General features: G+C 64.2%; 31 protein-coding genes and 1 tRNA gene. 25 read left to right on the top strand and 7 right to left on the bottom strand.

The window, feature by feature from the left end:
• The 3 genes from RR928_RS16195 to RR928_RS16205 form a co-directional block, all read right to left on the bottom strand.
• A partial coding sequence (locus RR928_RS16195; RefSeq protein ID WP_332683308.1) for a cbb3-type cytochrome c oxidase subunit I occupies window positions 1–1,012 on the bottom strand: 1,012 nt, incomplete at its 3' end.
• Between the two features lie 29 nt (window positions 1,013–1,041).
• Window positions 1,042–2,211, bottom strand: a complete 1,170-nt coding sequence (gene coxB, locus RR928_RS16200) for a cytochrome c oxidase subunit II (protein WP_332683310.1) — start codon at window positions 2,209–2,211, stop codon at window positions 1,042–1,044.
• A 478-nt stretch (window positions 2,212–2,689) separates the two neighbouring features.
• On the bottom strand, window positions 2,690–3,601 hold the full coding sequence (locus tag RR928_RS16205; protein WP_332539403.1) for a class I SAM-dependent methyltransferase: 912 nt from the start codon (window positions 3,599–3,601) through the stop codon (window positions 2,690–2,692).
• Window positions 3,602–3,724: 123 nt separating this feature from the next.
• On the opposite strand from RR928_RS16205, the gene RR928_RS16210 reads away from it, so the two are divergent.
• Both RR928_RS16210 and RR928_RS16215 read left to right on the top strand, forming a co-directional pair.
• Complete coding sequence (locus RR928_RS16210) at window positions 3,725–4,465, top strand: ComF family protein (protein WP_332539405.1); 741 nt, start codon at window positions 3,725–3,727, stop codon at window positions 4,463–4,465.
• Between the two features lie 4 nt (window positions 4,466–4,469).
• Complete coding sequence (locus tag RR928_RS16215; RefSeq protein ID WP_332539407.1) at window positions 4,470–4,946, top strand: tRNA (cytidine(34)-2'-O)-methyltransferase; 477 nt, start codon at window positions 4,470–4,472, stop codon at window positions 4,944–4,946.
• A 10-nt stretch (window positions 4,947–4,956) separates the two neighbouring features.
• On the opposite strand, the gene RR928_RS16220 is transcribed toward RR928_RS16215, so the two are convergent.
• Window positions 4,957–5,421, bottom strand: coding sequence for a MaoC family dehydratase (locus RR928_RS16220; RefSeq protein ID WP_332539408.1), 465 nt, complete (start codon window positions 5,419–5,421; stop codon window positions 4,957–4,959).
• A gap of 58 nt (window positions 5,422–5,479) precedes the next feature.
• On the bottom strand, window positions 5,480–6,121 hold the full coding sequence (locus tag RR928_RS16225) for a LysE family transporter (protein WP_332549421.1): 642 nt from the start codon (window positions 6,119–6,121) through the stop codon (window positions 5,480–5,482).
• Window positions 6,122–6,219: 98 nt separating this feature from the next.
• Here RR928_RS16225 and RR928_RS16230 point away from each other — a divergent pair, with 98 nt between their 5' ends.
• A complete protein-coding gene (locus RR928_RS16230) occupies window positions 6,220–6,654 on the top strand; it encodes a DUF1841 family protein (RefSeq protein WP_332683314.1) in 435 nt (144 codons plus the stop codon).
• 77 nt (window positions 6,655–6,731) lie between these two features.
• Here RR928_RS16230 and RR928_RS16235 read toward each other — a convergent pair whose 3' ends face one another.
• Window positions 6,732–7,385: a c-type cytochrome gene (locus RR928_RS16235; protein ID WP_332539413.1), complete on the bottom strand. Its 654-nt coding sequence runs from the start codon at window positions 7,383–7,385 to the stop codon at window positions 6,732–6,734.
• 106 nt (window positions 7,386–7,491) lie between these two features.
• On the opposite strand from RR928_RS16235, the gene RR928_RS16240 reads away from it, so the two are divergent.
• From RR928_RS16240 to RR928_RS16345, 22 genes are all read left to right on the top strand, one after another.
• Entirely contained in the window at window positions 7,492–8,334 is an 843-nt protein-coding gene (locus RR928_RS16240; RefSeq protein WP_332539414.1) for an AAA family ATPase, read from the top strand.
• Window positions 8,335–8,346: 12 nt separating this feature from the next.
• The gene (locus RR928_RS16245; RefSeq protein ID WP_332539416.1) at window positions 8,347–8,577 is read left to right on the top strand and encodes a hypothetical protein; all 231 of its coding nucleotides are present in this window, start codon (window positions 8,347–8,349) and stop codon (window positions 8,575–8,577) included.
• Window positions 8,574–9,188 carry a GNAT family N-acetyltransferase gene (locus tag RR928_RS16250; protein ID WP_332683316.1) on the top strand — a complete coding sequence of 205 codons (615 nt, stop codon included), beginning with the start codon at window positions 8,574–8,576 and terminating at the stop codon, window positions 9,186–9,188. Before RR928_RS16245 ends, RR928_RS16250 begins: the two co-directional genes overlap by 4 nt.
• A 3-nt stretch (window positions 9,189–9,191) precedes the next feature.
• Window positions 9,192–10,379: a vWA domain-containing protein gene (locus RR928_RS16255; protein WP_332539418.1), complete on the top strand. Its 1,188-nt coding sequence runs from the start codon at window positions 9,192–9,194 to the stop codon at window positions 10,377–10,379.
• A gap of 4 nt (window positions 10,380–10,383) precedes the next feature.
• Complete coding sequence (locus RR928_RS16260; RefSeq protein WP_332539419.1) at window positions 10,384–12,261, top strand: autotransporter assembly complex protein TamA; 1,878 nt, start codon at window positions 10,384–10,386, stop codon at window positions 12,259–12,261.
• Between the two features lie 3 nt (window positions 12,262–12,264).
• The gene (locus RR928_RS16265; protein ID WP_332683318.1) at window positions 12,265–16,353 is read left to right on the top strand and encodes a translocation/assembly module TamB domain-containing protein; all 4,089 of its coding nucleotides are present in this window, start codon (window positions 12,265–12,267) and stop codon (window positions 16,351–16,353) included.
• Between the two features lie 65 nt (window positions 16,354–16,418).
• Window positions 16,419–16,493: transfer RNA gene (locus RR928_RS16270), tRNA-Arg, on the top strand.
• 175 nt (window positions 16,494–16,668) lie between these two features.
• Window positions 16,669–17,889, top strand: coding sequence for a tyrosine-type recombinase/integrase (locus RR928_RS16275; protein ID WP_332683320.1), 1,221 nt, complete (start codon window positions 16,669–16,671; stop codon window positions 17,887–17,889).
• A gap of 58 nt (window positions 17,890–17,947) precedes the next feature.
• On the top strand, window positions 17,948–18,550 hold the full coding sequence (locus RR928_RS16280) for a hypothetical protein (RefSeq protein ID WP_332683322.1): 603 nt from the start codon (window positions 17,948–17,950) through the stop codon (window positions 18,548–18,550).
• 118 nt (window positions 18,551–18,668) lie between these two features.
• A complete protein-coding gene (locus RR928_RS16285) occupies window positions 18,669–18,878 on the top strand; it encodes a helix-turn-helix transcriptional regulator (RefSeq protein WP_332683324.1) in 210 nt (69 codons plus the stop codon).
• The gene (locus RR928_RS16290; RefSeq protein WP_332683326.1) at window positions 18,878–19,150 is read left to right on the top strand and encodes a hypothetical protein; all 273 of its coding nucleotides are present in this window, start codon (window positions 18,878–18,880) and stop codon (window positions 19,148–19,150) included. Before RR928_RS16285 ends, RR928_RS16290 begins: the two co-directional genes overlap by 1 nt.
• 461 nt (window positions 19,151–19,611) lie before the next feature.
• Complete coding sequence (locus RR928_RS16295; protein WP_332683328.1) at window positions 19,612–19,941, top strand: hypothetical protein; 330 nt, start codon at window positions 19,612–19,614, stop codon at window positions 19,939–19,941.
• Window positions 19,942–19,944: 3 nt separating this feature from the next.
• Window positions 19,945–20,394 carry a hypothetical protein gene (locus RR928_RS16300; protein ID WP_332683330.1) on the top strand — a complete coding sequence of 150 codons (450 nt, stop codon included), beginning with the start codon at window positions 19,945–19,947 and terminating at the stop codon, window positions 20,392–20,394.
• Window positions 20,391–20,603, top strand: coding sequence for a hypothetical protein (locus tag RR928_RS16305; protein ID WP_332683332.1), 213 nt, complete (start codon window positions 20,391–20,393; stop codon window positions 20,601–20,603). The genes RR928_RS16300 and RR928_RS16305 overlap by 4 nt, the downstream gene beginning before the upstream one ends.
• Window positions 20,593–21,048, top strand: a complete 456-nt coding sequence (locus tag RR928_RS16310) for a CHC2 zinc finger domain-containing protein (RefSeq protein ID WP_332683334.1) — start codon at window positions 20,593–20,595, stop codon at window positions 21,046–21,048. The genes RR928_RS16305 and RR928_RS16310 overlap by 11 nt, the downstream gene beginning before the upstream one ends.
• On the top strand, window positions 21,045–22,421 hold the full coding sequence (locus tag RR928_RS16315) for an AAA family ATPase (RefSeq protein WP_332683336.1): 1,377 nt from the start codon (window positions 21,045–21,047) through the stop codon (window positions 22,419–22,421). Before RR928_RS16310 ends, RR928_RS16315 begins: the two co-directional genes overlap by 4 nt.
• Window positions 22,421–22,753 (top strand): hypothetical protein, encoded by a 333-nt coding sequence (locus RR928_RS16320; protein ID WP_332683338.1) that lies wholly within the window; start codon window positions 22,421–22,423, stop codon window positions 22,751–22,753. The genes RR928_RS16315 and RR928_RS16320 overlap by 1 nt, the downstream gene beginning before the upstream one ends.
• Window positions 22,750–22,896, top strand: a complete 147-nt coding sequence (locus tag RR928_RS16325; protein WP_332683340.1) for a hypothetical protein — start codon at window positions 22,750–22,752, stop codon at window positions 22,894–22,896. The genes RR928_RS16320 and RR928_RS16325 overlap by 4 nt, the downstream gene beginning before the upstream one ends.
• Window positions 22,893–23,453, top strand: coding sequence for a hypothetical protein (locus tag RR928_RS16330; RefSeq protein WP_332683341.1), 561 nt, complete (start codon window positions 22,893–22,895; stop codon window positions 23,451–23,453). Before RR928_RS16325 ends, RR928_RS16330 begins: the two co-directional genes overlap by 4 nt.
• 159 nt (window positions 23,454–23,612) lie before the next feature.
• On the top strand, window positions 23,613–24,599 hold the full coding sequence (locus tag RR928_RS16335) for a major capsid protein (RefSeq protein WP_332683342.1): 987 nt from the start codon (window positions 23,613–23,615) through the stop codon (window positions 24,597–24,599).
• Window positions 24,600–24,631: 32 nt separating this feature from the next.
• Complete coding sequence (locus RR928_RS16340) at window positions 24,632–25,141, top strand: hypothetical protein (RefSeq protein WP_332683344.1); 510 nt, start codon at window positions 24,632–24,634, stop codon at window positions 25,139–25,141.
• Complete coding sequence (locus RR928_RS16345) at window positions 25,089–26,447, top strand: phage terminase large subunit (RefSeq protein ID WP_332683346.1); 1,359 nt, start codon at window positions 25,089–25,091, stop codon at window positions 26,445–26,447. Before RR928_RS16340 ends, RR928_RS16345 begins: the two co-directional genes overlap by 53 nt.
• A gap of 187 nt (window positions 26,448–26,634) precedes the next feature.
• On the opposite strand, the gene RR928_RS16350 is transcribed toward RR928_RS16345, so the two are convergent.
• A partial coding sequence (locus RR928_RS16350; protein ID WP_332683348.1) for a hypothetical protein occupies window positions 26,635–26,918 on the bottom strand: 284 nt, incomplete at its 5' end.

A 26,918-nucleotide genomic window follows, 5' to 3' on the forward strand; every position in this document is an offset into this window, starting at 1 on the left:
CGGAGATCAGCATGGTCGCGTACATGAAGAACAGCTGACCCGTGACCGGCATGCCCGTGGTGAACATGTGGTGCGCCCAGACGATGAACGACAGGATGGCAATCGATGCCGTCGCGTAGACCATGGACGCATAGCCGAACAGCCGCTTGCGCGCGAACGCGGGAACGATCTGGCTCACGATGCCGAAGGCCGGCAGGATCATGATGTAGACCTCGGGGTGGCCGAAGAACCAGAAGATGTGCTGGTACATCACCGGGTCGCCGCCGCCCGCGGGATTGAAGAAGCTGGTGCCGAAGTGGCGGTCGGTCAGCGTCATGGTGATCGCGCCGGCCAGCACGGGCATCACGGCAATCAGCAGATAGGCGGTGATCAGCCAGGTCCAGGCGAACATCGGCATCTTCATCAGCGTCATGCCCGGAGCGCGCATGTTGAGGATGGTGACGATGATGTTGATCGAGCCCATGATGGACGAGGCGCCGAGAACGTGCATCGCGAAGATGCTGGTGTCCATCGACGGGCCCATCTGCAGCGTCAGCGGCGCATAGAGCGTCCAGCCGGCCGCGGGTGCGCCGCCGGGCATGAAGAACGAGCCGATCAGCATCGCGCCCGCGGGCACCATCAGCCAGAAGCTGAAGTTGTTCATGCGCGCAAACGCCATGTCGGAGGCGCCGATCTGCAGCGGAATCATCCAGTTCGCGAAGCCGACGAAGGCCGGCATGATCGCGCCGAACACCATGATCAGGCCGTGCATGGTGGTCAGCTGGTTGAACAGCTCGGGGTTCACGAGCTGCAGGCCGGGCTGGAACAGCTCGGCGCGTATCAGCAGCGCGAGCACGCCGCCCACCATCAGCATGGTGAAGGCAAACAGCAGGTACAGCGTGCCTATGTCCTTGTGGTTGGTCGCGTACATCCAGCGGCGCCAGCCGGTAGGCGGCGCGTGGTGGTGATCGTGGTGCTCGTCGTGGCCCGCGTGGCCTGCTGCCGGACCGTGGTTGTCAATTACTGCGCTCATCTTCGATTCCTCGGTACGTTAGTGCCCGCTTACTTGCTGCGCTCAGCGACGATTTCGGACGGCTGCACCAGCTGGCCGGTCTTGTTGGACCAGGCGTTCTTGGTGTAGCTCGCGACGGCGGCGAGGTCGGTATCGCTGAGCTGCTTCCACGACGGCATCGCACCGTTGGCAGCGCCCTGGAGCAGGATGCGGATCTGCTGCGCATGGTCGGTGTTGAGCACCACGGCCGAGCCGTCAAGCGGCTTGATCGGGCCCGCGCCCTTGCCGTTGGCCTGGTGGCAGGCAGCGCAGTTGGCCGCATAGACCTTCTCGCCGCGTGCCAGCAAGGGAGCGAGTTCCCAGACCCGCGTCGGGTCGTCGAGCTTGGCGGCCGCGAGCTTGCGCTGGCCTTCGACCCATTGCGTGTATTCCGCCGAATTGACCACCTTCACGTGGATGGGCATGTAGGCATGCTCCTTGCCACACAGCTCGGCGCACTGGCCGTAGTAGTCGCCGACCTTCTCGGCGCGGAACCAGGTGTCGCGCACGAAGCCCGGAATCGCGTCCTGCTTGATGCCGAAGGCCGGCACCATGAACGAGTGGATCACGTCGTTGGCGGTGGTGATCACGCGCACTTTCTTGCCGACGGGAACGACCATGGGGTTGTCGACCTTGAACAGATAGTCGACCGGCGCGTTGCGCACATCGCCGCTGTCGGACATGGCGCGGTGGCTGCTGTCGAGCGTGGACACGAAGCCCAGGCCCTCGCCTTCGCCGTTGATGTAGTCGTAGCCCCACTTCCACTGGTAGCCCGTGACCTTGATGGTCAGGTCGGCATTGGTCGTGTCCTTCTGCGCCACCAGCACCTTGGTGGCCGGCAGGGCGATCACGATCACGATGAGGAACGGCACGATGGTCCAGATGACTTCGACGGTCACCGATTCGTGGAAATTCGCGGCCTTGGCGCCGCGCGACTTGCGGTGCTTCCAGATCGAATAGAACATCACGCCGAACACGCCGACGAAGATCGCCGTGCATATGCCCAGCATCATCCAGTGCAGGTATTGCTGCTCCTGGGCGATGCGCGTCACCGCGGGGTGCAGGTTGAGCTGATTGACGGCCGGGCCGCCCGGCAGGTCCTGCACGGCGTGGGCCGCCGCTCCCATCCCTGTGCCTGCCATGGCGACGAATGCTTTCAGCTTGGAGGAAATGCTTTTCATGGTTCTCACTTGCTTCTAAGGCTCAAGTTATGCAGGGCACCGCGTGGTTCGGCCCCCTGGACCGCAGCGTGCGCTGGCACACGGCAACGGCTGCGCCGCGCCTGGAAGACGCCCGCTGGAAAAAAGGAAGTCTGGTGCGTGTCAGTGCGCACCGAGAATTGCAGGCAATGCAGCGGCCGCGTTGTCGATGCGACAACCGCGGTGCAGCGTTTCAAACGATCTCCATCCCATGCGCGAGCCAGTCGCCCGTCTACCCGCTGGCCCGACCCCGTGGCAAAGCGAAACACCAATTTTTTCTCCCATCGTGGCAGCAACGCCGAGGGTTCCTTCCCTGCCTTGAAGTGAGGTGCGCAGGGAAAGCTCTTTCACGTGGTCAACGCGGGCGATCTGCCCGTCCATGTGACCCGCTCTTATGTGTCATTGCAAAAATTGTATGTCGGGAAGCTGCCAAAGCAATGACCAGAAAGTGCCATTCGGACTAGCGCAAACCCGGGTTGCGCCCGCCACGCAACATGGAACGCATGTCCTCGAGAGACACGGCGCTGCTTTCGCTGACCTTGAGCCGGGGTGTGGGCTTGTAGGCATGACCGTAGACAATTTCAAAGGTCAGCGCCAGCTGACCATCGTGCGCGGGCGAGGCCAGCCGCTGCAGCAGCGCGGCTTCAAGCTCGCTGCGCCAGCGGCGTCCACGCAGGCCCGCAAAACGCGCCGGGTGCAGGTTGCAGCCGAGTTCGCGCAGCTCCTGCAGCAGGCGCTGCGGCGTGGCGAAGGTCAGCGTGATGTGCTCCATGTCCATCACCGGTTCGGCAAAGCCGGCCTGCACCAGCATGTCGCCCCAGTCGTGCATGTCGGTGAACGCATGGCCGGGCACGGGCCAGCCCAGGTCGGCATAGACCGCGTGCAGTTCACGCAGCGTGTCGGGCCCCAGACAGGAGAACATCACATAGCCGTCGACCGCGAGCGCCTGGTGCCACTGGGCAATCAGCCCCTGCGGGTCGGCCGCGGTATGCAGCGCCATGTTGGCCCACAGCATGTCGACACTGCCGGGCGCGGGCGGGCCGAACTGCACGGCGCCGCCGAGCCAGCGCGCGGGCTGCCACCAGCGCTTGCCCAGTTGCTCCCGGGCCTGGTCCATGCGCCGCGGCGCGCCCTCGTGCACCTGCACGCCAGCCTGGGGATAGCGCGCGGCCAGCAGGCCATGCGCCTGCAGACCGCCGCGCACCGGCTCCCAATGACACCAGTTCTTGGGCGCCTGGACTATCCATTCGAGCCGCTCGTCCATGCGCCGCGCGATCTCCTCGTGCAGCCAGGGGGACAAAGGCGGCGCGGCCTGATGCCAGCGCGCGGCGGCCACGGGATCGATGGTGGGAGGAAGCAGATCGGAGGACATACAGAAAAGGAGAGCAGGCGACAGGAAAGTTTTTCAGGCAGCGCGCGCGCATGCCCCTGCCGCCATTGGGCCACAGCCCGAAAAAACACGTAGCACGCACGGCGGCGGCGTATAGTTTTTGCCATGTTTTCACGCCCCGGTGCATGGCTGCTTCAGGGCCTGGCGCAGCTGCAGCAGGCCCTGCCCAGCCAATGCGCGATCTGCGCGCGCTGGCCCGGCAAGCGCATCTGCGGCGACTGCGCCGCGCGCTGGGCCGCCGCGCAGCCGCGCTGCCGGCGCTGCGCCCTGCCCCTGGCGGGCGGCGCGACCGAATGCGGTGCCTGCCTGCGCGCGCCGCCGGCGTTCGACGCCGCCTGGGCGGCCGTGGACTATGGCTACCCCTGGTCGTCGTTGCTTGCACAGCTCAAGTTCCAGCAGGACCCGGGCGCGGCCCATGCGCTCGCGCAGCTGCTGGCCCAGGTTCCCGGCGTGGCGGCCGCGCTGGCCGCGGCGCGCTGGATCGTTCCCGTGCCGCTGTCTGCCCAACGCCTGCGCGAACGCGGCTTCAACCAGTCCGCGCTGCTGGCCCGGGTGCTCGCGCGCCAACCCCGGGCCGGAGATTGCGCCAACCTGCTGGTGCGCACCCGCCACACGGCGGCGCAAAGCGGATTGCAGCGCGAGCCGAGGCTGCGCAATCTGCGTGGCGCATTCGAAGTGCCGGCGCGCTGCGCCGCGTTGCTTGCAGGTCAGCGCGTGGTGCTGGTCGACGACATCATGACCACGGGAGCAACGCTGGAAGCCGCCGCTCAGGCACTGCGGCGCGCGGGCGCAATCCACATTTGTGCCATGGTTGTCGCGCGTACCCAGCACCTGCCACGACAATAGGGGCATGTTTCATATTGTTCTGGTCGAGCCCGAAATCCCACCCAACACGGGCAATGTCATCCGGCTCGCGGCCAACACCGGCTGCACGCTGCACCTGATAGAGCCTCTGGGCTTTTCGATGGAGGATCGCCTCATGCGCCGCGCGGGACTTGACTACCACGAGTACACCCAGGTCAAGAGGCATGCGGGCTGGACCGTTTTTCTGCGCGACGAACTGCCCGACCCGGACCGCATGTTCGCCATGACATCGCACGGCAGCAGCCCGCTGCACAGCGCGCAGTTCGAAGCCGGCGACTGGCTGATCTTCGGCTCGGAAACGCGCGGCCTGCCCGTGGCCCTGCGCGAGAGCTTTCCGCCCGGCCAGCGCCTGCGCCTGCCCATGCTGCCGGGCCAGCGCAGCCTCAACCTGTCGAACGCCGTGGCCGTCAGCGTCTTTGAAGCCTGGCGCCAGCTCGATTTTCCCGGCGCAAAGCTCGACTAGACGCAAGGCGTCAGGCGGGCGCGCCGTAGCTCTGAATCAGTGATTCCGCGACGCAGACGGGGCGCTCGCCGCCTTCGCGCTCTATGGTCACCGCCCAGGTCATCTGCAGGCCGTCGGGCGCTATGCGCTCGGCCTGCTGCAGCGTCATGCGCGCGCGCAGCCGGCTGCCCACGGGCACGGGCGCGGGAAAGCGCACGCGGTTGAGGCCATAGTTCACGCCCATGCGTGCGCCGTCGAACGCAAACGCGCTTTCAAAGAAGCGCGGCAGCAGCGACAGCGTCAGAAAGCCGTGCGCGATAGGCGCGCCGAACGGCCCGGCCGCCGCGCGCTCTGGATCGACATGTATCCATTGCTGGTCGCCCGTGGCGTCGGCAAACAGCTGGATCTGCTGCTGGGTGACCGTGATCCAGTCGGTCACGGCGACTTCCTGGCCAAGGCAGGACAGCACTTCGGAATAGGAGGTAAAGGTGCGCATGCGAGCCACTGTAGTGGGCGCGCGGCCCGGCCGTTGTCTGCCAGGCGACAAGCCCGGCTCAGCCCGCGGCCGGCACGCTGCGCTGGACGAAGAACAGCGCCATGCCCACGCCCATCAGCAGCCCGCCGAACACCCGGTTCTGGATGCGCAGCGCGCGCGGGCTGCGCATCAGCCGGCGCAAGGCGCTCGCTCCCGCCGCATAGCCGTGCATCACCGTCGCGTCGATCGCCAGCATGGTCACGGCCAGAATCAGCAGCTGCGACCACAGCGGGCGGCTGGGCGTCATGAACTGCGGCAGCACGGCAACCATGAAGATGATGCCCTTGGGGTTGGTGGCATTGGTCAGGAAGCCGGTCAGCAGGCGACTGCGCAGGCTCAGCGCGACCGCGGGCGCGCTGTCTTCGGTCAGCGGCCCGGTGCTCGAGCGCCATTGCGAGAAGCCAAGATAGATCAGGTAGAGCGCACCGACCACCTTGACGATGTTGAACGCCCAGGCCGAGGCCGCGAGCAGCGAGCCCACGCCCACTCCGGCAATCACCAGCACCAGCATCAGGCCCAGCTGCAGCCCCCAGATGGTGGCGCTGGCCTGGCGCAGGCCGTAGCGCAGGCCATGGCTCATGGACAGCACCGCGCCCGAGCCCGGAGACACCGCGATGATCCACGCGGCAAGGAAAAAGGCCAACCAGGTCTGCAGGTCCATGAATCGGGAGCTCGGTGCGAAAAACCGTCAATTCTAGGCCTGGGGCTCAAACCCGCGCCCGCAGGGGGCTAGCACCCCGTGATACGCTGCGCGCCATCATGTTCAACCCTTCCCAAGCCGATGTCCGGCGCTTTTTCTGCGGGGTGCGCGCCAAGATGCTTACCGAGGCGCCGATGGAAGCCATCGAAACCCTCGCCAGCCTCTGGATTGCCGAGCACCCCGAGTATTTTGCCGACCTTGCGGACGCCGATGCAGCCGTGGCGCGCAACTACGAAGACCCGCCGGGCCAGACCAATCCCTTCCTGCACCTGTCCATGCATTTGTCGATCAGCGAGCAGTGCAGCATCGACCAGCCGCGCGGCATACGCCAGGCCGTCGAGCTGCTCACGCGCCGGCTCGATTCATTGCATGACGCGCATCACGCGGCGATGGAGTGTCTGGGCCAGATGCTCTGGGAAAGCCAGCGCGCCGGGCGCCCGCCGGACGGGGACGGGTATATCGCCTGCGTGCAGCGCAGGGCGACAAAGGACTGAAGTCGGAATTCGCAGGCAGGGATTCGCCCTTGGACTCAGGGCGAACGCGGCGCGCTCGCGATAAGCCCTGCAAGCCCTCAGCGGAACTTGGACTGCGGCACGGTCTTCAGGTCGCCGTCCAGGCCCCCGATATAGCCCGCGAGCTGCTTGAGCTCCTGGTTGGTGAACTGCTGGGCAATGCCGGCCATGACGCCGTTGGTGCGGCCGACCTGGGGGTTCTTCTCGATCTTGTACGACTTGAGCGCGACATACAGGTAGTCGGCATGCTGGCCCGCGATCTTGGGGTAGCTGGGATCGATGGGCTTGGCGAAGTTGTCGCCATGACACGAGATGCAGGCGCCGCGCTTGAGCAGCTCGGCCACCTGCACGCTGGGTTCATGCACCGGCTTGGCCGCGCCCGCGGGAACCTGCTTTTCGTAGAACGCCGAGACATCGGCGATGTCCTGGTCGGTCAGCGAATTGGCGATGCTGCGCATGGTCGGGTGCTTGCGCTCGCCCTTCTGGTAGGCGACCAGCGCGGCGGCAATATAGCCCGCGCCCTGGCCCGAGATCATGGGCACCTTGTGCACTTCGGGAAAGCTGGCCTGGTACCCTTGAATGCCGTGGCAGCCTATGCACATGGCCACCTTGGAAGCTCCGGCTTTGGCATCTCCCCGTACCTCCTGGGCCTGGGCCATGCCGGTCACGCAGGCGACAGTCAAGGCAAATATCGTGGTCAAAGTCTGATTCATTTTGCGAGCACAATCCTTTGGAAGTTCTGCTTTGCCTCGTGGAGCGAAATGATTATAGGCAGCAACCGTCAAACTACCCCATCAATACTTACGCTGATATACCGCCATGAAATTTCAAGGTTCACAAAATTACGTAGCGACCCAGGATCTGATGCTGGCGGTGAACGCAGCCGCTACCTTGCAACGGCCGTTGCTGGTCAAGGGCGAGCCCGGCACGGGCAAGACCATGCTTGCCGAGGAAGTGGCGCAGGCGCTTGACCTGCCGCTGTTGCAGTGGCACATCAAGTCGACGACCAAGGCCCAGCAGGGCCTGTATGAATACGATGCCGTGAGCCGTCTGCGCGACAGCCAGCTGGGCGATGAACGCGTCAAGGACATTCACAACTACATCATTAAGGGCGTGCTGTGGCAGGCATTTACCGCCGATCGCCCCGTGGCATTACTGATTGACGAAATCGATAAAGCGGATATTGAATTTCCCAACGATTTGCTGCGCGAAATCGACCGCATGGAGTTCTACTGCTACGAAACGCGGGAAATGGTCCGCGCCAAGCACCGCCCGCTGGTTTTCATCACCTCGAACAACGAGAAGGAACTGCCCGACGCCTTCCTGCGCCGCTGCTTCTTCCACTACATCAAGTTCCCCGACGCCGACACCATGCGCCAGATCGTCGCCGTGCACTTCCCCAAGCTGCAGGCCGAGCTGCTGTCGGCCGCGATGAAGACCTTCTACGACGTGCGCAACCTGCCCGGCCTGAAGAAAAAGCCTTCGACCAGCGAGCTCATCGACTGGCTCAAGCTGCTGGTGGCCGAAGATATCCCCCTGGAGGCGCTGCAAAGCAGCGACAACAAGGTGAGCGTGCCGCCGCTGGTGGGCGCGCTGCTCAAGAACGAACAGGACGTGAGCCTGTTTGAAAAGCTGGTCGCGATGAACCAGCGCAACCGCTGAGGAAAGACCTGCATGACAAATGTTCGACAACTGCTGGTCGAGGGCCTGTCCGATGCGCTGGGCTTCGTGGTCGGCGCGCTGCTGGGCTACGGCCTGGGCCGGCTGCTGGGCCTGGACCTGTTTGCCTCCGGCTACGGCCCCTCGACGCTGGCTGCCATCGTGCTGATCGGCCTGTTCGGCGGCGGCGGCCTGCAGGCCGCGCGCATCTGGCGCACCGAACGCAACAAGCCTGAATCCAAATGAACCCGCCCTTCGCCTCCCCTGTCGTGCTGCAAGGCCATGGCCTGCGGCTGGAACCCCTGACCATGGAGCACGAGCCCGGCCTGCGGGCCGCCGCCGCGGACGGCGAACTGTGGAACCTGCGCGTGACCTCGGTGCCGCGGCCCGAAGATACTGCGGCCTACATTGCCCAGGCGCTCGACATGCAGGCGCGCGGCGAGCGCCTGCCCTGGGCCGTGGTTGACGCAGCCAGCGGCCGTGTCATTGGCTGCACCAGCTACCACGACCTGATTCCCGCCGTGCGCCGCGTCGAGATCGGCTGGACCTGGTATGCGCGCAGCGTGCAGCGCAGCCATGTGAACACCGCCGCCAAGCTGCTGCTGATGACCCATGCGTTCGATACGCTCAACTGCACGGTCGTCGGCTGGCGCACCGACATCCTCAACCTCACAAGCCAGCGCGCGATCGAGCGCCTGGGCGCGCAGCGCGACGGCGTGCTGCGCTCGCATGCGCTGCGCCGCGACGGCAGCATCCGCGACACCGTCATGTACAGCCTGCTGGCCAGCGAATGGCCCGAGGTGCGCGCCCGTCTGAGTGCGCGCCTGCAGGCGCCGCCCCTGCCTGCCGGAGACTGATCCATGCTGATTGACTTCTTCTACACGCTGCGCGCGGCCAAGCTGCCGGTCTCCGTCAAGGAATACCTGAGCCTGCTCGAAGCGCTCGAGGCCGGCGTGGTCGGCCCCAAGAGCGCCGACGGCTGGAGCCTGGACGACTTCTACCACCTGAGCCGCACGGTGCTGGTCAAGGACGAGAAGCACTACGACAAGTTCGACCGCGCGTTTGCCGCCTATTTCAAGGGCGTGGAAATGGTCGCCGACCTGACGCGCGAAGTCCCCCAGGAATGGCTGCGCAAGCTGCTCGAGCGCGAACTCAGTGCCGAGGACAGGGCCGCGATCGAAGCCATGGGCTGGGACGAGCTGATGGAGACGCTCAAAAAGCGCCTCGAAGAGCAAAAGGAACGCCACGAAGGCGGCAGCAAATGGATAGGCACGGGCGGCACCAGTCCGTTCGGCCATGGCGGCTACAACCCCGCAGGCGTGCGCATAGGCGGGCCGGGCCGCAACAAGAGCGCGGTCAAGGTCTGGGAGCAGCGCGCCTACCGCGACTACGACGACCAGCAGGAACTGGGAACGCGCAACATCAAGGTCGCGCTGCGCCGGCTGCGCAAGTTCGCGCGCCAGGGCAATGAGCTCGAGCTCGACCTGCCCGACACCATACGCAGCACGGCAGCGAACGCGGGCTACCTCGACATTAAGATGGTTCCCGAGCGGCACAACAACGTCAAGGTGCTGCTGCTGATGGACGTGGGCGGCACCATGGACGAGCACATCAAGCGCGTCGAGGAGCTGTTCTCGGCGGTCAAGAGCGAGTTCAAGCACCTCGAGTTCTACTACTTCCACAACTGCGTCTACGACTACATGTGGAAGAACAACCGCCGCCGCTTCGCCGAGAAGTTCGACACCTGGGACATCATCCGCAAGTACAACAAGGACTACAAGCTGATCTTCGTCGGCGATGCGACCATGAGCCCGTACGAGATCCTGCAGCCCGGCGGCAGCGTCGAATACCAGAACGAGGAAGCCGGTGCCGAGTGGCTGCAGCGCCTCACGCATGCGTTTCCGCGCTTCGCCTGGATCAACCCCGAACCCCAGGGCGTGTGGCAATACCGCCAGAGCATCAGCATCATTCAGCAGCTCATGAGTGACCGGATGTACCCTTTGTCACTGAAAGGCCTGGAGGACACCATCCGCCTGCTGTCAAAATAGGCCCATGCCCCAGCCCCTCTTCACACGGACGCCGGCGATTCGCCCGGCGTTTTTTTTGACCACGGTGCTGCTGCTTTCCGGTTGCAGCCTGTTGCCGTCGAAGGAAAAATCGCACGATGCCCAGGCCGTCGCCAGCATCTCCGACAACCCGAGCTTCACGCTGAAAGTCGAGGCGCCCGATGAGGTGCGCACGCTGCTCGAAAAGCACATGGAGCTGCAGCGCTTTCGCCAGCAGCCCGACCTGCAGCGGCGCGAACTGTCGCGCCTGCTGGGTGCAGCCGACCGCAATATCCGCAATCTGATAGGGACGCTGGGCTACTTCAGTCCGACGATAGCGCTGGAGATCCAGGACGCACCCGAAGAAAGCGACGAGCGCTTCATCGTCATCGTGCGCGTGGACCCCGGACCGCCGGCGCACATTTCCGCGGCCCAGGTCGGCTTCACCGGCCCCACGGCCGAAGACCCCGCGGGCGCGGCACAGCGCGCGCGCATCCAGTCCACCTGGCCGCTCAAGCCCGGCCAGCGCTTCACCCAGTCGGCCTGGGGCAGCGCCAAGAGCCAGGGCCTGCGCAGCCTGCAGCAGCGCCGCTACCCCACGGCGGCCATCGCCAACAGCCAGGCGGTGATCGATGCCGACACCCAGGAAGCCCAGCTCGACGTGACCTATGCGCCCGGGCCGGCCTATACGTTCGGCGCCTTGCGCATCGACGGCGGCGAACGCTACAACACCGTGGGCACCAGCCGCATCGCGCGCCTGCCCGAAGGCCAGGAGTATTCGCAGCAGACGCTGCTCGATGCGCAGCAGCGGCTCGCGAGCAGCGGCTACTACGACTCGGTCTTTCTGACCCTGGACACCAGCGCTGCCCAGCCCGACAGCACCGAGGTCAACGCTCCCGTGATCGCCCAGGTGCGCGAAGCCAAGCTGCAGAAATGGGTGCTGGGCGTGGGCGTGAGCACCGACACCGGCCCGCGCCTGAGCGTGGACCATATCCACAACCGCCTGCCCGGCATAGGCTGGCGCGCGGTCACCAAGCTCAACATCAACAAGAAGAATCCGCTGCTGTCGTCCAACTGGACCGACCTGCCCGACGAGACCGGCTGGGCCTGGTTCGGCGGCGCCAAGGCCGAGCGCGAACAGTCCGGTGACTTCGACGCCACCAGCCTGCAGCTGCGTGCCGGGCGCAGCCGCAGCGAAGACCATATCGATCGCAACTATTACCTGCAGTACGACGCCGCGCGGCTGCAGGGCGGCGAAGACCTGCCGTCAAGCTCGTCGATCACCGCCAACTACGGCTGGACCGGCCGTTACTTCGACAACCCTACTTCGCCCACCTCGGGCTATGGCTTTGCCTGGGAAGTCGGCGCGGGCACCACATTGACTCCGGCGCGCGAGCCTTTCGGCCGGGTATCGGCGCGCTGGCTCACGCTGATAGAAATGGGCCAGCGCGACGACATCACGCGCCGGCGCAGCCGGCTGGCGCTGCGCGCCGCGGGCGGCGCGGTGATCGCTCGCGAAGACGTGAGCATTCCCGTGACGCAACTGTTCCTCACGGGCGGCGACACCACGGTGCGCGGCTACAGCTACCAGTCGATCGGTGCACGCACCGACAACGGACTGGTCACGGGCGGCCGCTACATGGCTTCGGGCAGCGTCGAATGGCAGCGCCCGATCACCGTGCGCGGCAACACCACCGACTGGGAAAACACGCTGTTTCTCGACGCCGGTACGGTCACCGACAACACTGAGGCGCTGACCGTGCGCGCCGGCGTGGGCACGGGCATTCGCTGGCGCAGCCCCGTGGGCCCGGTCCAGGCCGATCTCGCCTATGGCATCCAATCCAAAAGTCTGAGGCTGCACCTGCGCCTGGGCTTCACTTTCTGACCCATGGCCGAGCCGACTGTCCCCCCTTCCCCTTCCCCCCAAACGACGCCGGCGGCGGCGGCCCCTGCACGGCGCAGCCGCTGGCGGCGTGTCTGGCGCGCGCTGGCCGTGCTGTTCGTCTCGCTGCTGCTGGTGCTGATCGCGGCGCTGGGCAGCGCCTGGTGGTGGGCAGGCCAGGCCGATTCGCTGGCCTCGCTGATCACGCGCGTCGCACGCTGGCTGCCCGAAGGCCAGTCGCTGGAAGCGCGCGACGTCTCGGGCACGCTGCGCCAGGGCGGCCACATCGGCTGGCTGCGCTGGCGCGGCCCGACGCTGAGCGTGGAAGTCGAGAAGACCGACATCGGCTGGGAACTGCAGCCGCTGCTGCAGCGCGAAGTCCAGGTGGGCAAGCTGCATGCGCAGCGGCTGGAAATCACCAGCACGCCGCCCGCCGAGGCCAGCCCGACCGAGCCGCTGCAGCAGCTGCGCCTGCCGGTGCGCATACGGCTGCCGTTCGAGATCGACCAGCTGATCTGGAATGGCCCGCCGCGCGCCGAGATCGCGCAGCTCAAGGGCAACTACCACTACGACGGCCAGCACCACCGGCTCGAAGTGGCGCGCGTGGACTGGGCCGACGGCAGCTACCGCGCGCAAGTACAGCTACAGGGCGACGCGCCCATGCAGCTGCAGGCCACGCTGTCGGGCCGGCTGCAAGCACCGCTGCCCGATCAGGAGCGCAGCCAGACCGTCGAAGCCGAAGTCAAGATCACCGGCACGCTGGCCACCGAAGCCGCGCGGCTGGAAATCACCGCCGACGCCAAGGCCCCCAGCGACAGCGCGGCGCTTGCGCCCAGCGCGCATGTGACGGCCGTCGTGCGCCCCTGGCTGGCCCAGCCGCTGGAGCAGGCCCAGGCGACCTTTGAACAGCTCGATGTGGCGAGCTTCTGGCCCGCGGGCCCGCGCACGCTGATCGCGGGCAGCCTGCAGGCCGGCCCCGAAGCCGACGGCAGCTGGGCGCTGCAGACCCAGCTGAACAATGCCAAGCCCGGCCCCTGGGACAAGCAGCAGCTGCCGCTGGACCGACTCCAGGCTCAGCTGCGCTACGCCGAAGGCGTATGGGAAGTGCGCGAATCGCGCGCCGATATCGGCCAGGGCAACATTGCGCTGCAAGGCCGCTACACGGTGGCCAACAAGACGGTGGACGGCCGTGCGGACGTCACACGGCTCAATCCCGCCAACATCTACAGCACGCTGGAAGCCGCGCCGCTGCAAGGCAAGGTCGAAGCCACGACGCGTGAAGACCAGAGCGTGACCTTCACCGCCGCGCTGCAGGCCGAGGCCAGCCGCGCGCGCCGCGGCGCGGGCAAGCGCGCGCCGCTGGCGCTAGAAAGACTCGATGTCCAGGGAGAATGGCAGGCCCCGTGGCTGCGCCTGAGCAATCTGCGCCTTGACGCGCTGCAGGCCAGCGTGCGCAGCAGCCGCGTTGAAGTCGAGACCCGGACCATGCAGGTCACGGCCCGTGCCCAGGCCGAAGTGCCGGGCGGCAAGCTCGACATCGATGGCCAGCTGGGCCGCGAAGCCGGCAAGGGCCGGGCCGATCTGGCCATCGCTTCGGCGCCAGCGCTGCTGCAATGGGTGCGCGGCCTGCCCGGCGTGAGCGATCCCCTGGCCGGCGCCAACCTCGAAGGCCAGGGCCAGCTCGCGCTGCAGTGGCAGGGCGGCTGGGGCAAACTGCTGCAGCGCCTGCAGGCACCCGCAGGCCAGTTGCCGACCACACCCACGGGCTTGCAATTGCAGGCCGATCTCGACGTTCCCAGCCTGCGCTATCTGGCGGCGGGCGCCGAGCCGCTGGCCGTGCAAGGACTCAAGCTCAGCCTCAAGGGCACGCCCGAACAGGCGCAGCTCGACCTGCAGGGCAAGGCCCAGATGGGCGAACGCAAGCTGCAGCTGAACACCGCGCTCAGCGCCGGGCTGTCGAGCCTGCGCAGCGGCGCCGCCAGCGACTGGCAGGCGCGCATAGAGCGGCTGCAGGCCAGCGCCGAACTCGGCAAGGAGTTCCCCGGAACCTGGGCCGCGCAGCTGCAATCGCCGCTGACAGTGCGCCAGAGCAGCCCCGGACAGACCGTACGCACCTCCCAGTTCGATGCCAGCGCCGGCGCGCTGATCGTGACGCCACCGTCGCTGTTCGAAGGCCAGTCGCGCATCGAATGGCAGGCCATCACCGCGCGCTCCCAACCCAAAGGCAGCTGGGCCATCAAGACCCAGGGCCGCTTGCTGAACCTGCCCATGGCCTGGATCGATGCGCTGGGCGTTCAAGGCAAGGAAGGCCCGCTCACGCGCGCCGGCATCAGCGGCGACCTGAAGCTCAATGGCGACTGGAACATAGACACCACGGGCCCGCAACTGCAGGCCAGCGCCACGCTCGAGCGCGCCGAAGGCGACATCCGCATTGCGGTCGATGAAGGCAATACCGCGACCATCGTGCGCAGCAGCGGGCCTTCGGCCAGCAGCAACAGCGGCGAGACCAAATCCACGGCACGCGCCGTGACCGTGCAGGGCGCGCGCATGCGCGCCCGCATCCAGCAGGCCAGGCTCAACGTCAAAGCGCAAGGCGATGACGTCGTCGCGCAGCTCGACTGGGCCAGCGAGCGTGCAGGCAACGTCAAGGCCCAGCTGGGCACGCGCCTGGCGCGCAGCGCCGACGGCTGGGCCTGGCCCGAAGACGCACCGCTCTCCGGCAAGGTCTCGGCGCAGCTGCCCGATGTCGGCATCTGGTCGCTGTTCGCGCCGCCGGGCTGGCGCGCCTCGGGCACCTTCAGCGCCGACGCCACGCTGTCGGGCAGCCGGCTCGATCCGCGCTGGCAGGGCACGCTGCAGGCCAGCCGCCTGGGCATCGCTTCGCTGCTCGACGGCGTGGACCTGAAGAACGGCAGCCTCAAGGGCAGCTTTGCCGGCAACCAGCTCAACATCACCGAGCTGCGCTTCGAAGGCGGGCAAGGCAGCAGCGCGCGCATCCTGGGCTACAGCGGCAACCTCACGGCCGCTCCGGTCAGCGGCGGCGAGCTGGTCGGCCAGGGCAGCATTCGCTGGGACAAGCTCGGCGAAAGCGAAGGCTCGGGCCTGCGCATGCAGTTCAATGCCGAAGCACGCAAGCTGCAGGTGCTGGTGCGCGCCGACCGCCAGCTGAGCGTCTCGGGCAACCTCCAGGCCCAGCTCGACCAGGGCCTTTGGACGCTGCGCGGCAAGCTCACCGCCGACCGCGCGGCCATCCTGCTGCCCGAAGATTCGGCGCCTTCGCTCGACTCCGATGTGGTCGTGCGCTCCGCGGCTTCGCGCCAGGCGCAGCAGGAAGCCCAGGCGCGCCAGGCAAGCCAGACCAGCGCCAAGGCGCAGACCGCCAAGCCGCCCGATATCGCCGTGAGCCTGGACCTGGGCAACGACTTCGCGCTGCAGGGCTTCGGCATCACCACACGCCTGGTCGGCCAGCTCGAAGTGCTGGGCCCGGTGCAAGCCGGGGGGCCGCCGCGCATCACCGGCGAAGTGCGCACCGAGCAGGGCCGCTACCGCGCCTGGGGCCAGTCGCTGGATGTAGAAACCGGCATCGTGCGCTTCAACGGCAGCTACGACAACCCCTCGCTCGACATCCTGGCGATACGCCCGAACATCTCGGTGCGCGCCGGCGTGCAGGTCACGGGCTCGGCCAGCGATCCACGCGTGCGCCTTTACTCCGACCCGGAAATGCCCGATGCCGAAAAGCTCTCCTGGGTGGTGATGGGCCGCGACCCCTCCGAAGGCGGCGCCGAGGCCGCGCTGCTGCAGCAGGCAGCGCTGGCGCTGCTCAGCCGCGGCGGCACGGGCGAGAACTTCGCGGGCCGCGTGGGCCTGGACGAAATCGGCTTCAAGGGTCCGGGCAGCAGCGACTCGTCGGATGGCGCGGCGCTGACGCTGGGCAAGCGGCTGTCGAAGAACCTCTACATCACCTACGAGCAAAGCCTGTCGGGCGCGATGGGCACGCTCTACGTGTTCTACGACCTCTCGCGCCGCCTCACGCTGCGTGGCCAGACCGGAGAAAAAAGCGCGGTCGACCTGATCTACACGGTGCGCAAGGACTGAGCGCGTGCCCCGATACCGGCCTGTCCGGTTTCGGGGCGCCGCACACGCTTACAATAACGCCGCGTCTCCTCATAGTTCAATGGATAGAACGAGTGCCTCCTAAGCGCTAGATGCAGGTTCGATTCCTGCTGAGGGGACCAATGAACACCCCCGGATAGTCTCCAAACCTCTCAAAACCCGCATGTTTCATAGGCATCGCGGGTTTTTTGTTGTCTCAGCGTGTCTCGGCTAATCTCTGGACATACCAACAAATTGTTGGTACTTTCGTTGGTAGTTCGACATACCAACAAACAGACATACCAACAAAGGCCCGCTATGGCACTCACTGACACCTTCGTCCGAACGGTCAAAGCGGACCCTGCCAAGCCTGCGGGAAGCAAGCATTCCGATGCCTATGGCCTGTACCTTCACGTCACCCAGGCCGGCAAGTACTGGCGCATGGCCTACAGATATGCCGGCAAGCAGAAGACGCTGGTCTTGGGCGTCTACCCTGCCGTGACACTGGCCCAGGCCCGCAAGCGCCGCGACGAGGCCAAGGCGCTGCTGGCCGATGACGTGGACCCTGGCGTCAACAAGCAGGCCGAGAAGCTGGCGCAAAAGACCATGGCGGGCAACACCTTCCAGGCAGTGGCGGACGAATGGCTCAAGGCCACCGCAGCCGACCGCAAGGCGATTACCCAGCAGAAGGTAAGCAACTGGCTGCAGAAGGACATTTACCCCAGCCTGGGCAAACTTCCCATCACCGCCATCGGCCCGCGTGAAGTCCTGGCCATGGCTCGCAAGATGGAGGAAAGGGGCGCGCACGACAGCGCAAAGCGCCTGGTGCAGATTTGCGGCCAGGTCTTCCGCTATGCCGTGGCAGAAGGCAGCGCCGAGCGCGATGTAACGGCCGACCTCAAGGGCGCGTTGCAGAAGGCCGAGAAGCGCCACTACGCAGCCATTACCGACCCTGCCCTACTTGCACCCTTGCTGCGCGCTCTGGACGCCCACAAGGGGCATATCTACTGCTGTGCAGCCCTTCGCCTCACCCCGCTGGTGTTTGTGCGTCCTGGCGAGTTGCGCACGGCCGAATGGACTGAGATTGACCTCGACAAAGCCGAATGGCGCATACCCGGCAGCAAGATGAAGATGGCAAACGATCACATCGTGCCCTTGTCCAGCCAGGCGCTGGCCATCCTGCAAGAGCTACAGCCTGTCACCGGCCACGGGCAATACGTGTTCCCCAGCATCCGAACGGGCGAACGGCCCATGAGCGAGAACACCGTGAGCGCCGCCCTGCGCGCTCTGGGTTACGACAGCAGCATGCAGACGGCCCACGGCTTTCGCGCCACGGCGCGCACCATCATGGATGAGGTGCTAGGCGAGCGCGTGGACCTGATAGAGCACCAGCTCGCCCACGCGGTCAAGGATGCGAACGGCCGGGCCTACAACCGGACAGCCCACCTGCCAGCCCGCAAGGCGATGATGCAGCGATGGAGTGACTACCTGGACAGGCTCAAGCGTGGCGCTGAAGTGATTCAGTTCAAATCAGCATAAGTTTTTGCCAGCCCTACCGCGAACGCGGGAAATAAATACTTGCGCTCAAGAGAAACTCATGAAAAACAAATTAACTGAAGTTCTAAATCCACACAAAGAAATAATAAAAGAAATAATATTCAATTGGATTCCGATTTTTGTAACCGCAATCACAGCGATTTACATGTTCTACAAAGCTTGGGAACTGAATATATTTATTCAATTAAAATCAGAAGATTTATCGACAAAGAGCTTAATAAACAATTACAGAGCGTTTTACTTTATATATATTCTTGCAGGCATGTTTAGCGCCGCCTCCGCAATGTGGATGGCTGCGCAAACATTAACAAACAAAAGCAACAGGCATTTAATATCCAGGCTTAACTGGACTATTGAGCGGCTTGCGAAATTAGAGAATAGTGCGAAAGAACCCGAGCAATCACTCCATCATTCTGAATCGCATTGGCCATGGGGCTCCCATCACACTGCCGCACTCGGTGATCTAGAAGCAGCAGCGCAACGTTTTTGGACGTTGTATGACCCCAATGATCCTAGTACTGCGCCTACTAACGATATGGTTGCCACATGGTTGCGAGACGAACGCGGCGTCTCGAGGGACAAGGCGGCCGCAATCGCTTCAATCTTGAGAGCTGACGGTCTTCGTCCCGGACCTCGGCGCTAGCCTCTCGTAGTACTCCCGGACCACCCGGATCACTCCCTCAACCCAACCGGAGTGATCCGACGCTATTTCAGCATTCGGATTTTCCTGATCATTCATTCCATCGCATCAATCAAGATGAATGGAGTGGACATTGCACACATCGGCACAAACACAATCCGCCCGTCCCAAGGCCGCCGCTGGCCTGCTGGGCGTAGGCGTCTCGACCTTCTGGCGCTGGGTGAAAGAACGCCCTGGCTTTCCAAAGCCCCGCAAGCTCTCCAGCCGCTGCACGGTATTTGACGTGGCCGAGCTGGTGGCCTGGCGCGATGCGCAAATGGGAGGCAAATAATGCCGCATATCGACGCGCTGATTACCGCCTACACCCGCGCCAAGGCCTTCGCTGCCGCCGCTGAATCCGTGGAGCTGGCAAAGCTCGACCTGGACGATGCCTACCGCCAGTGGAAGCGCCGCAACGGCATTAACTTCACCATCGCAAAGGGCGGCGCATCCTGGAACGCCATGATGCTGGCCACCGCGCCCAGCTACCGCGCATTGACCAACGCCAAGGCCCGCGAACGCCGTGCCAAGAAGAAGCTGCTTCAAGCGGTGGAGGGGGCGTAACCATGCTCGTTTACCCTACCCTCCAACATTCCCGAAGTTGCCAAGATTCCAAGATTCCACGTTTTGAAAGTTGGAATCTTGGGAATCTTGGGCGTCAACTTGTCCAACTTGTCCAACTTGTCCACGTTTTGAAGACTGGACAACATGGACAAGTTGATGGACAAGTTGCCCTTACCCCCTTCACACCAACGCCGGCTTCGTGCTACAGTGAATCCGTCACGCCTGTTACGCGTGACCGGGTTTGGCGACCTGATCTCACCGCTGCGACGCAAGCCGCAGTCCTGTTACGCAGTACGTGCGGCTTCTCTGTTTTTGCCCCAAGTTTTGGTGGCTCGATGGGAGGTCTGCAAAGGCCTGCCGGTTCGCGCAAGCGGTGGCCGGTTCGCCAACCCGTCGAGTCACCGCCCTCGTTTGGCGACGAGTGCGGTGGTTTTAGTAAACCTCACCGCTTGGAGGCCATCATGGCTACCTCTTTCAACGCGCTCACATCTGAGCCCGTATCGCCCATCACGGGCACCGATACCCCCCTCTACTCCGCCGTGGTTCACGGCCTCTCGCTGACCGACCCGCGCTGCGCTGACATTCTCAACGCGCTGCCCGGTATGGCTGATCCTGCGCCGGCTGCCGCTGCCGCTCGCGACCCAATCCAGTTGCACGCCGATGTGCATAACGCCCTGAGCATGGCTGTCTTCTACCTGCGCCAGCCGCAGGCAAACACCGCTGCTGCACGCCGCAAGGCCATCCAAGCCCTTACAGCCCTTCGCGGCCTGTCGCTGGCGCTCGAGGGCTGACCCATGAACGCACAAAACAACGCTGCCCGCGTGGCAGTGATGGCGAAGCCTTGCCAAAAACAATTCTGCCGCCCGGGCACGGGACAGATGCCGACCGTGCAGCAAGCCATGCATATGGCATGCGCCGTGGTATCCGAGTCGTTGCGCGCCGCCGTTCAAGCGGCATGTGCCAATGGCCAATGGCGCGATGAATACCAGGACGTCATATTTTCGGCAGAGGCGGCGCTTGATGCTGTCGAGCGCTTGGAGGCTGAGATGCCGACCGACCCGGACGACTTCGATGCGCAATGGTGGCGCGCCACCTCTGTCGCACGCTTGGCCAGGGATGCATTTCCTGACGCAAATGCCGCCGCATCGCTCGCTCTGCAGACCGCTGTACGTGATTTTGAAGCGCTGTATCGCGTGGTCGATTTTCTGGCCATCAAGGCAGAGCAAGAAGGCGGTGCAGCATGAATACCCCGCCTGCAATCCGCTGGATGGCCCTCCTAATTCTGGAGGGGCCATGCCTTGAACCAGGTATCAGCACCAGCTTTTACGAGCGACTGCCGGGCAGCTTTCACACGGCAGACGAGGCAATGGACGTCGCCCAGGACGCTGCCGACAAGCACCCCGATGCCATTGGCTGCAGCGCAAAGCGCATGGAGGTGCCCCATGGCCTTTGAACGCGACCGCCTGCCCGACGCGCAGAGCTATTTCGAGGCCCAGGGGTTGAAGCTGGGCCGCGGCAAAAAGTGGGTGTCCACGGCCTGCACCTTCCACCAGGGCAGCGACAGCATGCGCATCAACCTGCACTCCGGTGCGTGGGTGTGCATGGCCTGCAATGCCAAGGGCGGCGACGTGCTGGGCTACCACATGGCAGCCTACGGCATGGAGTTCATCGCCGCCGCCAAGGACCTGGGCGCGTGGGTGGATGACGGCCGGCCAGCCCCGCCCAGCCCTACCCCATTCACCCCACGCCAAGCGCTTGATGCGCTCATGACCGAGGTGAACCTAATTGCCATTGCTGCGGGCAACATTGCCAACGGCGTGGCGCTTTCTGAAACTGATCGCGCACGCTTGATGCTGGCCGCTGGCCGGGTGCTGCGCATTGCGGAGGCCTACGCATGAATGCACGAAACGAAGCCGCCTTTGCCGCTGTGGATGCGAGCATTGCCGCCGCCCTTGCCTACCGCCCACCAGTCAGGGCGCAGAGTGCGCCGCCTGGGCCGACCTTCCCACCGCTGGATGACATGCCGAAAGCAAGCAAAGACCAGCCCAAGCCCGACCGGGTGATGTTGGTATCTGCGGCCAGCCTCACACCGGTGCCGGTGGCCTGGCTCTGGAAATACTGGCTTGCTCGAAAGAAGCTGCACATCCTGGCCGGCGCGCCTGGCCAGGGAAAAACCACCATTGCAATCGACATGGCCGCTACTGTGAGTTCTGGCGGGCGTTGGCCGGATGGGACATCCTGCAGCATCGGAAATGTGCTCATCTGGAGCGGCGAGGACGACCCGTCAGACACCCTCAATCCGCGGCTATCAGCCGCTGGCGCTGATCTGACTCGATGCCATTTCATCATCGGCACCGAACGCAGCAACGGCGAAACCGTCCCCTTTGACCCTTCCTTGCACCTGGATGGCCTGCGCGCAGTGGTGGAGGATCTGGGAGGCGTGAGTCTACTGATCGTGGACCCCGTGGTATCTGCCGTGACAGGTGACAGCCACAAGAACACCGAGGTGCGCCGCGCTCTGCAGCCCCTGGTCGACCTCGCATCCGAGTTTGATTGCGCAATCGTGGGCATCACACATTTCAGCAAAGGTGGGCAAGGCGGCGACCCATCGCAGCGCGTGGTCGGCAGCGTGGCCTTTACCGCCGTGGCCCGCGTGGTGATGGTGGCTGCCAAGGTCAAGGGCAATGGCGGCGAGGACAGGCGAGTTCTGGCCCGCTCCAAGTCCAACATCGGCCCGGATGATGGCGGTTTTGAATACCGGCTGGAGCAGATCGAGAACGCCGACGGCATCCACGCTTCACGCATTGCATGGGGGCAAGCTGTCGCAGGCACGGCCCGCGACCTGCTGACCGATCCGAACGAGGATGACGCAGAGGACAACCCGGAAAGCAGCGCCTTGGATGACGCCAGCGAGTTTTTGGTAGAGCTTCTCAGTGGCGGCCCATCCCCGACAAAGTATGTCGAAACCGAAGCAAAGGCTGCAGGGCTGGCGTGGCGAACTGTACGGAGGGCATCCGAGGTACTGGAGATCAAAAAGCGCAAGTTGGAAGGCGTTTGGTACTGGATGCGCCCCAACTTGTCCAACCAACTTGTCCATGTTGTCCAGTCTCAAAACCTTGGACAAGTTGGACAAGTTGGACAAGTTGACGCCCAAGATGCCCTCGAAGATGCCCAAGGTGCCCAACTTTCAAAACAGGGCATCTTGGGCACCTTCGGGGCATCTTCGGAGGAATCGACCAAACCAGCCACCAGCCCAAAGGAGGCATTTTGATGACCGTACACACCATCCTTGATGAGTTGCAGGCCTTCGGAATCGACCTTGAGGTCACGCCCGATGGAAAGACTCTGACGGCACCGGCAGACACGTTGACGGACCGCCAGCGCGCGCAGGTGCGAGCCCACAAGCCCGAGCTGATCCGCTTGGTGCTGGAGTCCAACCACCTCACCCGGCAACTGCTGCAGGCCGCCATGCACGCCTGCCGGCATTGGGGCGACAGCCCGGCCGCACGCGAGCAGATGCGCCAGGACTGCCTCAACACCCCACCAAGCCAGCGCGCGGAACTGCTGGCGCACTTGCGCAGCGCATACAGGGGTCGGCCATGAGCCTGACAGCCCTTTTCCGCCCCTGGCTTCCCGGGCACAAGCGAGCCCAGGAGAAGCGCCGCCTTGAAGCCGTCATGCGCGAGCACGGCATACCTCGAAAGCTCGCCGCCCAAATCACCAACCACTACTTTAAAAAACCATGACTGATACCACCCAGACCAACGAGAACACCCAGCCCACCCCGGAGGAAATGCAGGCCGAACTGGAGCGCCTGCGCACCCATTCCGCCGAGCTGCTGGCCGACCTCAAGACCGAGCGCAAGGCACACAACCAGACCAAGACGGAGCTGCAGAACGCCCTGGGCGGCGAGTCCGCGACGTGGAAGCAGCGTTACCACCAGGAGGCCGTGCTCGCGCCGCTGGAGCGCGAGCTGGCCGGCCTGACACCACTGCCGATAAATTACCTCCAGGACGTGTGCAAGGGCATGGGACTGCTGAAGATGGCAGCCGACAGCGAAGGAATCGAGCGCCCGCAATGGCTTGACCTGGAGGGCAGCCCCGCCGACCTGAAGCTGGGGCTGTATGGCTTTTTGGCGAGCGTGTGCGATGCTGCCCCGGATTCGGAGCTGCCCAAGGTTTTGCGTTCGTCCGGGATGAGCGGATCGGGTGCGACGGGTAGCCACGGCGGCGGCCATGCCCCGAGCCAGCCCGAGAAAGAAAACCAACCCCAAACCCAGCCGGCTGCATACGGCCTGCGCTGAAATTGATTAAAATATAGGCAGTGGACGGCGGCAGTAGCTGCCGGTCACCCCCCCCAGGCAGTAGCCTGCACCCCTCTTTCTCTCTGCCCTGTAGGGCAACGCATCCCCGGCAGTAGCCCGGCTCGCGGATCAAACCCTTTGATTCTCGAAAGACCAGCAATGGCAACCACCCAACTTTCGGACGTGATCGTCCCTGAAGTCTTTTCCGCCTACGTCGCAGAAAACTCCGTTGAAAAATCCGCCCTGGTGCAATCGTCCGTGATGGCGCGCAATCAGGAAATGGAAGCCCAGCTCAAGGCCGGCGCTGACTCGTTTACCGTGCCCTACTGGAAGGACCTGGGCGACGATGAGGCAAACATCACCAACGACGACCCCAGCAAGGAAGCAGTCCCCGCCAAGCTGTCCACCGGTAAGCAGATCGTGCGCAAGAGCTTTCTGCACAAGTCCTGGTCTGCCATGAACCTGGCTTCCGAGCTGGCAGGCTCAGACGCCATTGCCCGCATCCAGGCGCGCGCCGCCGACTACTGGACGCGCCAGACCCAGCGCCGCCTGGTGGCAACGCTCAACGGCCTCAAGGCTGAGAACGTTGCGAACGGTGGCGGCGATATGGTGCTGGACATTTCCGCCCTGTCCGCTGCCGCATCCAAGTTCAGCGCCGCCGCTGTGATCCAGGCCTGCGCCACACTGGGCGACAGCATGCGTGACGTGGTGGCCATCGGCATGCACTCCAAGACCTACGCCCAAGCGCTGCAAAACGACCTGATCCAGACGCTGCCCGATAGCCAAGGCGGCTTCGTGCAGACCTTCCGAGGCTTGGCCATCATCGTGGACGACCTGATGCCGGTGGCCGCGGACGTCTACACCTCTGTCCTGTTTGGCCCTGGTGCTTTCGGCTATGGCCTGACCGATCCGCGCATTGCGCTGGCGACGGAGGTGGAGAACAAGCCCGGTGCCGGCAACGGCGGCGGCATGCAGATCCTCCACAGCCGCGTGAACCTGGCTATCCACCCCCTCGGCTATCGCTGGCTGGAGGGTGACGTGTTGGCGGAATCTCCGACCATCGCGGAGCTGGCCAAGCCCGAGAACTGGCAGCGCGTAGGCGAGCGCAAGCACGTTCCGCTGGCCTTCCTGGTTCACAAGCTGTAAAGGAGGATTGGGGCTACGGCCCCTTTTTGCTGATGACCACAGAGAAACCCAAGAGGGGCGCGCTACCTGGCCGCGTCAAGGCACCAGAGGACAAGCTTTGCATAGGCCGCCCGCGCAAAGAACCGCCGCCCGATGCTATCGAGGTGATCCGCGAAGCAGCCAGCAAGGGTGCGACCAAGAAGGGCGCAGCCTTTGCATTGCAGGTCAGCGATGACATTCTGAGCCGCTGGTTTAACGAGCACCCCGAGTTGCAGGAAGCCTTCGAAAAAGGCCGCGAGCGTGAGCGCCAAACCCTGCATGACGTGCTCTATGACGCCGCAACCAAGGGCAGCGGCAAGGATTCGCTGATCGCTGCGATGTTCCTCCTGAAGTCACGCCACGGCTACCGCGAAGGCGAGCAGGAAGCCGCTCAAAACCGCGTGCAGATCAACTTCCAGCTACCCGGCGCAAAGCCTCTGGAAGCCTACGTAATCGAGAACGGAGCAGTCAGTGCAGACACTGGAGCTAAACGAATTTCAGGAAAACCTACTCGCCATTCCTGAGCAGTTGGACGTGTTCGCAGGCGGTGGCCGTGGTGGCGGTAAAAGCTATGGATTGGCGATGCTGATCCTTCGCCACTGCGAGCAGTACCAAGAGGCCGCGCGCGTGCTCTACATCCGCAAGAGCTATGCCGGCCTGAGAGACTTTGAACTGACCACCCGCGAGGTGTTCGGCCTGGTCTACGGCACCAGCGCCCGCTACAACGCCCAGGAACATGTGTGGAAACTTCCCAATGGGGGCTATGTGGAGCTGGGCCAGTTGGAGAGCCACGCCGACTATGCCAAGTACCAGGGCCGATCCTTCACGCTGCTTATCGTGGACGAGGCCGGCCAGTACGCCCAACCCGACCTGCTGGACCTGCTGCGCTCCAACATGCGCGGCCCCAAGGATGTGCCCATCCGCATGGTGGTGGCCGCGAACCCAGGCGGCCCAGGCCATCACTGGATCGCCAAGCGGTATGTCTTCCAGGCTGGACCGTGGAAACCATTTCATGAATCCAGGAGCAAGCGAACATGGGTGTATGCGCCCAGCACCTTTGCCGGCAACCACTTCATCGACCGTGACCAGTACCGCGAGCAGTTGGAATCATCCTGCCCAAGCGATCCCGAACTGCTGCGCGCGTGGGTAGATGGAGACTGGGCAGTAAACAGAGGTGCCTACTTTGCTTCGGTGCTGGACGAATCCAAGAACGCAGTGGACCCATGGAAGGCCATCCCCGAAAGCTGGGACTACTGGCTGGCGCATGACTTCGGCAGCGCGGCCCCCAGCGTCACCTACATCATGGCCCAGTCGCCGGGGGACTATCACGAGGACGTGTTCTACCCGAGAGGCAGTGTTGTCCTGGTCGATGAGCTGGCAACCGCCCGCAAGGACAATCCCAACCAGGGGCTGGGCTGGACGACCGCCACCATGGCAGAGGAAATCAAGAAGATGTGCGAACGCTGGGACGTAAAGCCCCGAGGCGTGGCAGATGATGCCTGCTTTGCCCGTACTGGCTTCAACGCCGGCTCGATCGCCGATGAGTTCACAAGAGCCGGGGTGTACTTTGAGCCCGCCAAGAAGGCCGACCGCATCACTGGCTGGTCGTTCATGCGCCGCATGCTCTCCGATGCTGGTCAGGTCGACAAGCCAGGGCTCTACATATCGCGGGGCTGTGACTACTTTTGGAGCACCGTCCCCTACCTGGCGCGCGACCAGAAGCGGGTAGAGGACTTGGACAGCACAGGCCCAGACCACGGGGCGGATGCTTGCCGATACGGGCTGATGAAGCTGAGCAGGCAGGCAAGTGTGATGACGTTCCGGTGGTAGCAGGCTGGACGCCCGTTGTGGGTGTAGAGGGCAGGCCATCAAAGCGGTGGCCTGCCCTTTGGCATTTGAGATGCTGAAGGGCCGCGAAGGACAGCACTTGAAATGCGACCCTGAGTCTGAAGGGCTCACAACTGAGCCGAGGCCTGCCAAGGGCTCAACCGATGCGCGGATTCACGCATCGCAGAAGTCAGATTTGAGGTCTGACATTCAGCGGTGATAATGCGCTTTGCCCCGCTTGCCGGATGCTTAAAAAACAGGCAGATTCGACAGGCTGGACAAGTGGCTTCCATGCAACAGCTTCAGGACACTTTGAAAATTGTTGGTACTTTTGTTGGTACTTTTCAAAAAAAGAAGCATGGAACCTATATTCCATGCGGCTTTCAAGGCACTTTTCTATTCCTGCTGAGGGGACCAATTTCAAGGCTGCAATGTCATACCGACATGCGGCTTTTTTTCTTAGCGCCTTGCACC

The sequence above is a fragment of the Comamonas sp. genome, assembly GCF_036666375.1.
Lineage (GTDB): Bacteria > Pseudomonadota > Gammaproteobacteria > Burkholderiales > Burkholderiaceae_C > Comamonas.